Source organism: Mycobacterium sp. SMC-15, assembly GCF_045310925.1.
GTDB lineage: Bacteria > Actinomycetota > Actinomycetes > Mycobacteriales > Mycobacteriaceae > Mycobacterium.
On record NZ_JBJIAJ010000012.1, the window covers coordinates 126,881 to 139,336 of the forward strand.

General features: G+C 68.5%; 11 protein-coding genes. 4 read left to right on the top strand and 7 right to left on the bottom strand.

Going from position 1 to position 12,456, the window contains the following annotated elements:
• Nucleotides 1-19 precede the first annotated feature (19 nt).
• Nucleotides 20-253, top strand: a complete 234-nt coding sequence (gene secG, locus ACJH71_RS17915) for a preprotein translocase subunit SecG (RefSeq protein ID WP_308483296.1) — start codon at nt 20-22, stop codon at nt 251-253.
• A 130-nt stretch (nt 254-383) separates the two neighbouring features.
• Here the strand turns inward: secG and ACJH71_RS17920 are convergent, their stop codons facing one another.
• Genes ACJH71_RS17920 through tkt form a run of 6 tightly spaced genes read right to left on the bottom strand, consistent with a single transcriptional unit; the run spans nt 384 to nt 7,244 of the window.
• On the bottom strand, nt 384-782 hold the full coding sequence (locus ACJH71_RS17920; protein WP_406759329.1) for an ATPase: 399 nt from the start codon (nt 780-782) through the stop codon (nt 384-386).
• A 13-nt stretch (nt 783-795) separates the two neighbouring features.
• Complete coding sequence (pgl, locus tag ACJH71_RS17925) at nt 796-1,533, bottom strand: 6-phosphogluconolactonase (RefSeq protein WP_406759330.1); 738 nt, start codon at nt 1,531-1,533, stop codon at nt 796-798.
• Complete coding sequence (opcA, locus tag ACJH71_RS17930; protein ID WP_406759331.1) at nt 1,530-2,441, bottom strand: glucose-6-phosphate dehydrogenase assembly protein OpcA; 912 nt, start codon at nt 2,439-2,441, stop codon at nt 1,530-1,532. Before opcA ends, pgl begins: the two co-directional genes overlap by 4 nt.
• The gene (zwf, locus tag ACJH71_RS17935) at nt 2,438-3,994 is read right to left on the bottom strand and encodes a glucose-6-phosphate dehydrogenase (protein WP_406759332.1); all 1,557 of its coding nucleotides are present in this window, start codon (nt 3,992-3,994) and stop codon (nt 2,438-2,440) included. Before zwf ends, opcA begins: the two co-directional genes overlap by 4 nt.
• A 4-nt stretch (nt 3,995-3,998) precedes the next feature.
• Nucleotides 3,999-5,111, bottom strand: coding sequence for a transaldolase (gene tal / locus ACJH71_RS17940; RefSeq protein WP_406759333.1), 1,113 nt, complete (start codon nt 5,109-5,111; stop codon nt 3,999-4,001).
• Nucleotides 5,112-5,144: 33 nt separating this feature from the next.
• Nucleotides 5,145-7,244 (bottom strand): transketolase, encoded by a 2,100-nt coding sequence (gene tkt / locus ACJH71_RS17945; protein ID WP_406759334.1) that lies wholly within the window; start codon nt 7,242-7,244, stop codon nt 5,145-5,147.
• Between the two features lie 206 nt (nt 7,245-7,450).
• Between tkt and ACJH71_RS17950 the strand changes: the two genes are divergently transcribed.
• Nucleotides 7,451-8,374, top strand: coding sequence for a heme o synthase (locus tag ACJH71_RS17950; protein ID WP_406759335.1), 924 nt, complete (start codon nt 7,451-7,453; stop codon nt 8,372-8,374).
• A 16-nt stretch (nt 8,375-8,390) separates the two neighbouring features.
• On the opposite strand, the gene ACJH71_RS17955 is transcribed toward ACJH71_RS17950, so the two are convergent.
• Nucleotides 8,391-8,789, bottom strand: coding sequence for a hypothetical protein (locus tag ACJH71_RS17955; protein ID WP_406759336.1), 399 nt, complete (start codon nt 8,787-8,789; stop codon nt 8,391-8,393).
• Nucleotides 8,790-9,155: 366 nt separating this feature from the next.
• Here ACJH71_RS17955 and ACJH71_RS17960 point away from each other — a divergent pair, with 366 nt between their 5' ends.
• Nucleotides 9,156-10,706, top strand: a complete 1,551-nt coding sequence (locus ACJH71_RS17960) for a PPE domain-containing protein (RefSeq protein ID WP_406759385.1) — start codon at nt 9,156-9,158, stop codon at nt 10,704-10,706.
• A 62-nt stretch (nt 10,707-10,768) separates the two neighbouring features.
• On the top strand, nt 10,769-12,361 hold the full coding sequence (locus tag ACJH71_RS17965; RefSeq protein WP_406759386.1) for a PPE family protein: 1,593 nt from the start codon (nt 10,769-10,771) through the stop codon (nt 12,359-12,361).
• Nucleotides 12,362-12,456 lie beyond the last annotated feature (95 nt).

The window sequence follows — 12,456 nt, forward strand, 5'->3', positions numbered from 1 at the left end:
CGAACGGTAGGGTATCGACATGATCTTGACGCTGCAGATTCTCTTGGTGATCACCAGCCTACTGGTGATTCTGCTGGTGCTGCTGCACCGCGCCAAGGGCGGCGGCCTGTCGACCCTGTTCGGTGGCGGTGTGCAGTCCAGCCTCTCCGGCTCCACCGTGGTCGAGAAGAACCTGGACCGGCTGACCTATTTCGTCATCGCCATCTGGCTGATCTCGATCATCGCCGTCGGCCTGCTCATCAAATACCAGTAAGCCGGGCGAGCCGGCCCGCGAGGTTGTCCCCGAGATTGCATTGATGCAGGTTTTTCCTCGGATTTTCCTGCGTCAGTGCGATCTCGCGGCTCGACCAGCTCAACTCCGGCTCAACCAGCCCAACTTCGGCTCAGCGCACCACCCGGTTACGCATCGCGTTGAACATGCCGCGCACCGCATTCTCGGTCGCCGCCAGCGGTGACATGGCCGTCTCGCCGACTTCGACCAGGTAGTCGATCCGGTTGACGATGGCCTCCACCGGCTCGATCAGCGTGACCAGGCGACGGGCCAGATCATCCAGGCCCGCCATGGTCTCCTCAAGATGGTCCAGACCGCCGCCGAGGCGTTCGATCGTGGAGTTGAGATTCGCCAATGAGCTGTTGAGTTCATTCATGGTGTTACCCAGCCCGCCGAGCACATCCTCGAGCTGCCCGACCGTCACGTCGGCGTTCAGCGCCGCCTGAGCCAAGGTCTTGAGCCGTTTGCGTTCCGTGCCGGTGCTCGAGTTTCTGTCTGCCATAGCGCTCATTATGACGTGCGCACTAGCCGGGAAGCTGCGATGCGGCCGCTTCGTCGAGTAGCCACACCGTCTGTTCGCGCCCGGTCGCACCGGCGGCGGGCACCGCGACCGGGTCGGCGCCACCGACCGCTGCGGCGACCGCCTCGGCCTTGGACTCCCCGGCCACCACCAGCCACACCTCGCGGGAACGCCGGATAGCGGGCAGTGTCAGGGTGATTCGGCGCGGGGGCGGCTTGGGTGAATCGGGCACCCCGACCACCAGTCGGGTGCTCTCCTGGACCGCCGCGGTGTCGGGAAACAGCGAGTTGATGTGGCCCTCGGCGCCCATGCCCAGCAGGTGCACGTCGAAATCGGGCGCGGGCTGGCCCGGTTCGGCGTTAGCCGCCAGTACTTCCTGGTAGCCCTGCGCGGCGGCGTCGAGGTCGTCGCCGTATTCACCGTCGCTGGCCGGCATGGCGTGCACATTGGCGGCCGGGATCTCGATGCGGCCCAACAGCGCTTCGCGCGCCTGCTTGTCGTTGCGGTCGGCGTCGGCGGCCGGAACGAAGCGGTCGTCACCGAAGAACAGATGCACCTTTGTCCAGTCGATCCGCGCGGCATGCTCGCCGAGGCGATGCAGCAGCGCGATGCCGTTGCCACCGCCGGTCAGCACGACCAAGGCTCGCCCCCGGGCGGCGATGGCCGACTCGACGGCATCGGCCAGCCGGTCACCGGCGGCGGCGACCAGTGCGTCGGCGTCGGGGTAGGTCGCAACGATCACAGATACTCCACTTCTTCCAGGCCCGTCAGCGCGGCGCCGTATATGACGTCGGGATCCAGTCGGCGCAGATCTTCCGCCAGGCACTCCGCGGTCACCCGGCGAGGCAGCGGCACCAGGCCCGCGGGCTTCCCGGTGCGGCTCAAGGTGGCGGTGACCCCTTCCTGCGGCCGGCTCAGCGCCACGGTCTCACTGTCGCGGGTCAATTCGATCTTCAGCTCGCCGACCGCGCGCCGCACCGGACCGTCGATGCGACTGGCCAGCCAGCCGGCCAGGATGTCCAGGGCCGGCTCGGTGGCCAGCCCGGAGACCACCGCCGAGCGAACCGGCTCGTACGGCGGCTGATCCAGCGCGGAGGCGAGCAGGGCCCGCCAGTAGGTGATGCGACTCCATGACAGGTCGGTGTCGCCGGCGGTGTAGCCGTCGCGGCGGCTGTTGATCGCTGCCCGGGGATCGGGGGCGTTGGTGGCGTCGGTGATTCGCCGCAACGCCAGCGCCCCGAGCGGGTCGGTGGCCGGTGCCGCCGGTGCGACGTCGGGCCACCACGCGACCACCGGGATGTCGGGCAGCAGGAAAGGCACGACGACGGCGTCGGCGTGTCCGGCCAGCGGGCCGTAGAGCCGCAGCACCACCACCTCACTGGCGCCGGCGTCGCCGAACATCCGCACTTCGGCATCCAGGCGGGACTCACCGGCATCGGGGTCTCCGCTGACCACCGCGATCACCCGGCTCGGGTGTTCCTGGCTGGCGATGTTGGCCGCCGCGATGGATTCATCGAGCAGTGCATCGGTTTCCAATGCGATGATCAGCGTCAGCACCCGGCCCGTTGTCGCCGCGCCGACCTGCTCGCGGATCGCGTTGAGCTTCTTGTTGATCGCGGTGGTGGTGGTGTTCGGCAGCTCGATGATCATGGGCGCCGCCATTCCCGGCCGGAACGCGTGAGCATCTCGAACGCCGACTGCGGCCCCCAGCTTCCGGCCACATACGGCTCGGGCTTGCCGTGCTCGGCCCAGTTCTCGAGCACCGGATCGAGGATCTCCCAAGACAATTCGACTTCGGCGTTGACCGGGAACAGCGAGGGCTCACCCAACAGCACATCGAGGATCAGCCGTTCGTAGGCCTCGGGGGAATCCTCGGAGAACGCCGATCCGTAGGAGAAGTCCATGTTGACGTCGCGGACCTCCATCAGGTGCCCGGGCACCTTGGAGCCGAACCGCAGCGTGATCCCCTCGTCGGGCTGCACCCGGATCACCAAGGCGTTCTTGCCCAGTTCGTCGGTCATGGTGTCGTCGAAGGGCAGGTGCGGTGCGCGCTTGAATACCAGCGCGATCTCGGTCACCCGCCGCCCCAGGCGCTTGCCGGTGCGCAGGTAGAACGGCACGCCGGCCCAGCGCCTCGTGTCGACTTCCAGGGTGATCGCCGCGAAGGTCTCGGTCCGCGAATCGTGGGCGAACCCCTCCTCGTCGAGCAGTCCCACGACATGCTCGCCGCCCTGCCACCCGGCCGCGTACTGGCCGCGGGAGGTGGTCTCATCCAGCGGCTGCGCCAGCCGGGTCGCCGAGAGCACCTTGATCTTCTCGGCCTGCAGTTCGGCGGGGGAGAAGTTCACCGGCTCCTCCATCGCGGTGAGCGCCAGCAACTGCAGCAGGTGGTTCTGGATCACGTCCCGCGCCGCGCCGATGCCGTCGTAGTAGCCGGCGCGCCCGCCCAAGCCGATGTCTTCGGCCATGGTGATCTGCACATGGTCGACGTAGTGGGCGTTCCAGATCGGGTCGAACAGCTGGTTGGCGAAGCGCAGCGCCAGGATGTTCTGGACGGTCTCCTTGCCCAGGTAGTGGTCGATCCGGAACACCGACTCCTCGGGGAACACGCTGTTGACCACGCCGTTGAGTTCGACCGCACTGGTCAGGTCGTGACCGAACGGCTTCTCGATCACCACTCGGCTCCACCGGCCATCGCGCGGCCGGGCCAGTCCGGTGGAGTGCAGCTTCTCGCAGACCACCGGGAACGCACCGGGCGGGATCGACAGGTAGAAGGCGTGGTTGCCGCCGGTGCCGCGCTCGGCGTCGAGCTCCTCGAGGGTCTTTGCCAACCGGGCGAATGCCTCGTCGTCATCGAATGTGCCGGTGACGAAACGGAATCCGGACGCCAGCCGGTCCCATACCACCTGACGGAACGGGGTCCGGGCGTGCTCTTTGACGGCCTGGTAGACCACGTCGGCGAAGTCCTCGTCGGCCCAGTCCCGGCGGGCGAACCCGACCAGCGCAAAGGTCGCCGGCAGCAACCCGCGGTTGGCCAGGTCGTAGATGGCCGGCATCAGCTTGCGCCGGGCCAGGTCGCCGGTGACCCCGAAAATCACCACGCCGCAGGGGCCGGCGATGCGGGGCAGGCGTTTGTCTCGCTTGTCTCGCAGCGGGTTCTGCCACCCCGGGGGGGTGTTTCGCGCTGCCCCGGCGCCGGCCATCAGATCACTTGGCCTCTTCGAGCTGCGTTGCCGTAGCGTCCAGCAGTTCGCCCCAGGACGCTTCGAACTTCTCGACGCCCTCGTTCTCCAGCACCACGAACACGTCGGTCAGGTCGATGCCCACCGCGGCGAGTTGGTCGAACACCTGCTGGGACGCCGACGCGGTTCCGGCGATGGTGTCGCCGGTGATGTCCCCATGGTCGGCGACTGCGTCCAGCGTCGGTTCGGGCATGGTGTTCACGGTATGCGCCGCAACCAATTCGGTGACGTACAGGGTGTCCGGATAGTCCGGGTTCTTGACCCCGGTCGACGCCCACAACGGGCGCTGCACCCGGGCGCCGTCGGCCGCCAGGGCGGCGAAGCGCTGACCGCCGAAGACCTCTTCGTAGGCGGCGTAGGCCAGCCGGGCGTTGGCGAGACCGGCCTTTCCGCGCAGCGCCAGGGCCTCGGCCGAGCCGATCTGCTCCAGCCGGGCGTCGATCTCGGTGTCCACCCGGGACACGAAGAACGACGCCACCGAGTGGATCTTGGCGAGGTCATGCCCGGCGGCCTTCCCGGCCTCCAGGCCGGCCAGGTAGGCGTCCATCACCTCGCGGTGCCGCTCTACAGAGAAGATCAGCGTGACGTTGACCGAAATCCCTTCGGCCAGTACCGCCGTGATGGCCGGCAGGCCCGCTTTGGTGGCCGGAATCTTGATGAACAGGTTCGGCCGGTCGACGATCTTCCACAGTTCGACGGCCTGGGCCACGGTCTTGTCGGTGTCATGGGCCAGACGCGGATCGACCTCGATCGATACCCGTCCGTCCACGCCGTCGGTCGCCTCCCACGCCGCAGCGAGCACGTCGCAGGCGTTCCGGACGTCGTCGGTGGTGACGGTGCGGATCACCGCGTCCACGTCGGCGCCGCGAGCGGCCAGCTCGGCGAGCTGCTGGTCGTAGGCATGGCCCTTCTCCAGCGCCTTCTGGAAGATGGTCGGGTTGGTGGTAACCCCGACCACGCTGCGGGTGGCGACGAGTTCGGCCAGGTTGCCCGAGGTCAGCCGGTCACGGGACAGATCATCGAGCCACACCGACACGCCAGCGGCGCTGAGAGCGGCAAGCTTCGGGTTCTGAGTCATGTTGCGCTCCTTCTCAATCGGATTCGATTGACGTCAGTTTTCCAGGGTCCGCGTCGCGGCGGCGACGACGGCCTCCGCGGTCAGACCGAACTCACGGAACAGCGTTTGGTAGTCGGCGGATTCGCCGTAGTGCTCGATCGACACGATCTCGCCGGTGTCGCCGACGATCTTGTGCCAGCACTGTGCGATACCGGCTTCAACCGCCACCCGAGCGGACACCGACGGCGGCAACACCGCGTCGCGGTAGTCGGCCGGCTGCGATTCGAACCACTCCAGACACGTCATCGACACCACGCGGGCGTTGATGTCCTGGGCCGCCAACAGTTTCTGCGCCTCGACCGCGAGCTGGACCTCCGACCCGGTGGCGATCAGCACCACGTCGGGGTCGTCGGCACCGGCGGCGTCGAGGCCGCCCAGCACGTAGCCCCCGCGTGCGACACCTTCGGCGTCGGTGCCCTCGAGGATCGGCACGTTCTGCCGGGTCAGGATCAGTCCGACCGGCCCGCTGCTCGCCCCGCGGGCCAGCACGGTGCGCCACGCGTAGGCCGTCTCGTTGGCGTCCGCCGGACGCACCACCGACAGTCGGGGGATGGCCCGCAATGCCGCCAGGTGCTCGATCGGCTGGTGCGTCGGACCGTCTTCGCCGAGACCGATCGAGTCGTGCGTCCACACGTAGATCGGGTCGATGTCCATCAGCGCCGCCAACCGCACTGCGGGCCGCATGTAGTCGGAGAACTGCAGGAACGTGCCGCCGTAGGCGCGGGTGGGTCCGTGTAGCACGATCCCGGACAGGATCGAGCCCATGGCGTGCTCACGGATGCCGAAGTGCAGGGTGCGGCCGTACGGGTCGGCGGTGTACTCGCCGGTGGAGATCGACGCCGGTCCGAACGACTTCACGCCATCCATGGTGGTGTTGTTGCTGCCCGCCAGATCGGCTGAGCCGCCCCACAATTCGGGAAGCCTGGCGCCCACTGCGTTGAGCACCTTGCCGGAAGCGGCGCGCGTGGCCACGGCCTTGGAGCCGGGCTCCCAGTGCGGCAGCTCGGCGTCCCAGCCGTCGGGCAGTTCACCGGCGAGCAGGCGGTCCAGCAGCGCCTTGCGCTCCGGCTCGCGGGCGGCCCACGATTCGAACTGCGCCTGCCAGTCGGCGTGGGCCTGCTTGCCGCGCGCCACCAGGGCGCGGGTGTGGGTGATCACGTCTTCGCGGACGTCGAACGCCTTGTCCGGGTCGAACCCGAGCGCGGTCTTGGTGGCGGCCACCTCGTCGCCGCCGAGCGCCGAACCGTGGATGGCGCCGGTGTTCATCTTGCCCGGGGACGGGTAGCCGATGATCGTGCGCAGCGAGATGAACGACGGCTTGTCGGTGACGGCTTTCGCCGCCGCGATCGCCTCCTCGATGCCGGTCACGTTCTCGCCGCCCTCGACCTCCTGGACGTGCCAGCCGTAGGACCGGTAGCGGGCCGCGGTGTCCTCGCAGAGTGCGATCGCGGTGTCGTCCTCGATGGAGATCTTGTTGTGGTCGTAGAACACGATGAGGTTGCCCAGCTGCTGAACGCCGGCCAGCGAGGAGGCCTCACTGGTGACGCCCTCCTGGATGTCGCCGTCGGAGGCGATCACGTAGACGAAGTGGTCGAACGGGCTCTCGCCAGGCGCGGTGTCGGGGTCGAACAGCCCGCGCTCGTAGCGTGCGGCCATCGCCATGCCGACCGCCGAGGCCAGGCCCTGACCGAGCGGGCCGGTGGTGATCTCCACACCCTTGGTGTGGCGGAACTCCGGATGGCCCGGGGTCTTGGAACCCCAGGTGCGCAGTGCCTCGATGTCGGCCAGCTCCAGACCGAAACCGCCCAGGTAGAGCTGGATGTACAGGGTCAGGCTGGAGTGTCCGCAGGACAGCACGAACCGGTCGCGACCCAGCCACTCGGTGTCGGACGGGTCGTGGCGCATCACCCGCTGAAACAGCGTGTAGGCCAGTGGCGCCAGGCTCATCGCGGTTCCCGGGTGGCCGTTGCCGACCTTCTGCACCGCGTCAGCCGCCAGCACCCGGGCGGTGTCGACTGCGGTGGAGTCGATCTCGGCCCAGTCTGCGGGGTGGTGCGGTTGGGTAAGAGCGGAGATCTCTGCAGCAGTGGTCACGAACGTCGGGTCCTCATCTTCGAGATAGGTCTTCAAAACAAGCCGGGCTGATTCTCACCCTAATGCGGGCATGTGCAGTGTTGCAGGTCCGGTCGCCGTGTGGATTCGCCGTGAATTGACCCTGCGATTCGGACGACCTGGCCAGGCGGTCTACCATCGTCCGTAGTAGAAGCTGCCGTCGCAGCTGCCATCCTAGGAGTCTTCACGTGAGTATTCGCGAGCGCGCCCAGCCGCGCCGAATACGCGCTGTGCGCAACACGTTGTTGGCGTACCTGTCGCTGACCAAGCCGCGGATCATCGAGTTGCTGCTGGTCACGACCATTCCGGCGATGCTGTTGGCCGACCGCGGCACGGTGAATCCGCTGTTGATCTTCAACACGCTGATCGGCGGGATGCTGGCCGCCGCCAGCGCCAACGCGCTGAACTGCGTGGTCGACGCCGACATCGACAAGGTGATGAAGCGCACCGCGCGCCGTCCGCTGGCTCGCGACGCAGTGCCGACCCGCAACGCCCTGTTGTTCAGCCTGGCGCTCGGTGCCGGCTCATTCATGTGGCTGTGGCGTACCACGAACTTGATTTCGGGCCTGCTGGCCACGGCCACCATCGCGTTTTACGTGCTGGTCTACTCGATGATGCTCAAGCGGCGTACCTCCCAGAACGTGGTTTGGGGCGGGGCGGCCGGCTGCATGCCGGTGGTGATCGGATGGTCCGCGGTCACCGGCACCGTCGGCTGGCCCGCGCTGGTGATGTTCTTGGTGATCTTCTTCTGGACGCCGCCGCACACCTGGGCGCTGGCGATGCGCTACAAGGAGGACTACGCGGCGGCGGGGGTGCCCATGCTGCCGGTGGTCGCCAGCGAGCACGTGGTCACCCACCGGATCGTCGTCTACACCTGGGCGACGGTGCTGGCCACATTGGCGCTGGTGCCTGCCGCAGGCTGGCTGTATGCGGCGGTGGCCGTCCTGGCCGGCGCGTGGTTCCTGGCCATGGCCCACCAGCTGTACGCGGGCGTACGTCGCGGTGAGCCGGTCAAGCCGCTGCGGCTTTTCCTGCAGTCGAACAATTATCTCGCGCTGGTCTTCTGCGCGCTGGCGGTGGACTCGGTCATCGGCCTGCCCACGCTGTTCTGAGTCTGTTGTACAGCCGTCAGTAGCTGGGCGGCGGATAGGGCCACGGGACTTGAGCAGCGGTGATCCGTTGGTTGTGGTTGCTGGCCGCTGAGTAGGCCCAGATGATCCCGCCAACCCAGGTGAAGAACCCGAGCAACAGCCCAAGTCCGAGGGTGAGTACCCCGAGAACCACGATGACGAGGTTTGCGCAGAACATCGCCAACGCTCCAGGGACCGTGGCGTAGAGCATGCCGAGCGGCCCGAACAGGCCAGCTAGCAGGGCAGCTAACCCGGGGCTTTTCGCGGGGACCGCCGAAGCGTGCACAAGCTGTTGCGGAGGGTACGGATACGCGGCCGGTGCGGGCGGGGGCGCGCCCTGGGCCGCCCGCGGCGGATGCGTGGGGTGGTAGTGCGGGTGTTCGCCCGGATGCGTCATACGCCGTTCATCCCTTCGGCGGGTGGTCGGTGAGCAGGTCAGGAAGGGCAGGGTAAGCGGAATGCTAGCGCGGCGAACTGTGCTGCGCAGGCTGGCCGACGCAACGCATCGTCGTCGATCGTGCGCACAGGCCTCGCTCGTCCCGACACCAGCCACCGCGTCGTGACCGGTAACCGGCTGTCGCCCAATACGCACATGTGAATCATCGCGTGGCCTCGACTACTCGCCTCGCAGCATCAGTGCAGCTAACACAGGGGCGGAACTTCTTGTGCGGCCCGCCGCGACGGGTATTCAATCGACGATAATGACAATCATATTCAACAAGCGGCTGGGCGTCGGATCGTGACCGCCGCGTTGCCGGTGTGGATGGCATCTCCGCCGGAGGTGCACTCCGCGTTGCTGAGCGCCGGAGCGGGGCCGGGTCCGCTGCTGGCCGCCGCTTCCGCGTGGTCGGCGCTGGGAGTCCAGTACGCCGACGCCGCTGACGAACTGCGGGCGCTGCTGGGGTCCGTGCAGGCCGGGGCGTGGCAAGGTCCGAGCGCGCAGGCGTATGTCGCGGCTCATTCGCCCTACCTGACTTGGCTGACGCAGGCGAGCGCCGACAGTGCGGCGGCCGCAACCCAATACGAGACGGCCGCCGGGGCATACGTCAGCGCGCTGGGCGCCATGCCGACGTTGCCGGAGCTGGCCGCCAATCACGCCACCCACGGCGTACTGGTGGCCACGAATTTCTTTGGGATCAACACCATTCCGATTGCGCTCAATGAGGCCGACTACGTGCGGATGTGGGTGCAGGCTGCGGCGACGATGGCGACGTATCAGGCGGTCAGTGGTGCGGCGGTGGCTTCGGTGCCGCACACCGCGGCGGCACCCCCGATCCTCAAGGTCGATGCGCAACCCGCCGATGACGACGAGGGCACCGATCCCACCGTCAACGATTGGCTGGATCAGCTGATCGCCAAGATGCTGCAGACCGCTAGCAACGGGCAGATCAACTGGGGCCCCGCTCACGCGATGATGAACGGGATTCCCTATGACGAGTACGTCGATCCCAACCAGCCGATGTTCTGGCTGGTGCGGGCGCTGGAGCTGTTCGAGGACTTTCAGCAGCTCGGCGTGAATTTCCAGCAGAACCCCGCACTGGCGTTCCAGTACCTGGTCCAGCTCGCCGAGTTCGACTGGCCGACGCATCTGGCCGAGATCGGCTCCTGGCTGGCCCAGTCGCCTCAGTTGTTCGCCGCCGCGGTCGGCGTGCTGGTCGCCCCGGTGGGCGCGGTGGGAGGTTTGGCCGGGCTGGCCGGATTGGCCGGCCTTCCGCAGCCTCCCGCGCCGCTGCCGCTGGACGCCGCTCCCGATGCCTTTGCCGGTCTCGGATCGGCCTCGGCAGGGCCGCCGGCACCGGCGCTTCCGTCTGCGCCGGCCCCGGCTCCGGCTCCGGCACCGGCCCCCGCGACGGCGGGTGTCAGCGGCCCCGCCCCGGCGGCGCCGCCCCCGCCGCCGGGTGCAGCGCCGTTCTTCCCGCCCTATCTGCTCGGGCCGCCCGGCATCGGGGCGGGGTCCGGCATGCCCGCCGGCGCGGGAGCGTCGCGCAAGGCCTCCGAGCCGCGTAGTTCGGCGGCGGCCGCTGCGGCAACCGCCGCCGAGCGCGACCAGCGGCGGGCCCGGCGTCGCCGGCGCGCCACGCTGCGCCGGCCCGACGACGCCGTCATGGACCTCAACGTCGAGGTGACACCGGATTGGGCTGATCCGGCCGATCCGGGCGTGACGGCGTCGGCGCGCGGCGTGAACGGATTCGCCGGGACGCTGGCCCGCGACCAGGCACCGGCCGGGGGGCTGAGGGTGTCGTCCGGCGGCGCCTTTGACGACACGCCGCGTATGCCCTTGCTGCCGGGCGGCTGGCAGGACGAAAAAGGGTAGGAGTTCGGCAACCCGAAACTATTGATTCGCTAGAGTGAACTCTTGTGTTCGGGCCGATGTGGATGGCGTCTCCGCCTGAGGTGCATGCGACGCTGCTCAGTTCCGGTCCCGGTCCCGGACCGCTGCTCGCTGCGGCCGGCGCGTGGTCGTCGCTGAGCGCGGAATACGCCACAGCGGCGCAGGATCTGACCGCACTGCTGGCATCGGTGGCGGCCGGGCTGTGGCACGGTGTCGCCGGTGAGCAGTATCAGGCGGCGCATCTGCCGTATCTGGCGTGGCTATCTCGGGCCGGTGCCGACAGTGCCCGGATGGCGGCCGAGCATGAACAGACGGCGGCGGCCTATGCGGCCGCGCTGGCGGCGATGCCCACGTTGCCGGAGTTGGCCGCCAACCACGCCACCCACGGGGTATTGGTGGCGACGAATTTCTTTGGGATCAACACCATTCCCATCGCGCTCAATGAGGCCGACTACTTCCGGATGTGGGTGCAGGCCGCCACCACGATGGCGACCTATCAGGGGGTCAGTGAAGCCCTGGTCGCGTCGAGCCCTCGGGCCACGGCGGTGGCTCCGATTCAGAACCCGGCCGAAGACTCATCACAGCCTCCATCGTGGCAAAATCCGTTGCAAGGACTCCTGGATTTTCTCGAGCCGATTCTGAAGGCCCTGGGCATCCAAGACGGTGTGACCGCGCATGATCCGATGGTCTCCAACGCCTTGACCACGGCCGTCTCGAATTTTCTGCAGAACTTCGGGATCAATTGGAATCCCGCCGCCGGCACTCTCAACGGTCAGGTCTACGACTTCTACGTCAACGCCGCGGACCCAATATGGTACATGGCCAGATCCCTGGAGCTGTTCGAGGATTTCCTTTACATCAGCCAGGACCCCAGCCAGATCATTCCGGCGCTGCAGTACTTCGCGGCGCTGGCGCTCTTCGACTGGCCGACCCACATCGCCCAGCTAGCGACGACGATCAGCCAGTCTCCGGCGCTGTTCGTCGCCGCGGCGGGTGCCGTGGTCGCTCCCGCCGGCACACTGGGCGGCCTTGCCGGTCTGGCCGGGCTGGGTCTGCCAGCGCCCGGGCCGGCTGCGGCCCCGGCGCCGCCGGCTTTGGTCGCCGACGTGCCGGGCGCCGCGGTCGGTTCACCGGTGATGGCGCCACCGACCGGCCCGCCTGCCGGACCGCCGGCGTCCGCCCCGGCCGGTGCAAGCCCGCCGGCACCGGCACCCGCGCCACCGGCGCCCGTGCCCGCGAGCGCGCCGCTGATGCCCTACCTGATCGGCGGCGGGCCGGGGATCGATTATGGATCGGGTCTCGGCGCACACGTCGGGGCGCCGGCCGCTGCCAGCAGGAAGTCGCCCACTCCGTCCGCCGCTTCAGCGGCGGCGGCAGAGGCCGCTCGCCGGTCCAAGCGCGCGCGCCGGCGCAAGACCAGGCCGGGCCACGACGACGCGGTGATGGATCTGACGGTCGGAGTCTGCCCGGATTGGGGGCCGACACCGGCTTCGGATCACGGAGCCGGTGAGCTGGGACGCGCCGGGGTGGCCCGCACCGACTTATCCGCGCCGACCGGGCTGATCCGGTTGACGGGTGCCGAGTTCGCCGACGGTCCGCGGGAGCCGATGTTGCCCGAGACCTGGGGTGCGGGTTAGGCCGAACCGCTGGGCCGACGGCGGCGACCCGCTGCGCCCGGCTCCGCCGCGCTTGCGATCGCCGCTAGGCCAACGGCGGCGACCCGCTGCGCCCG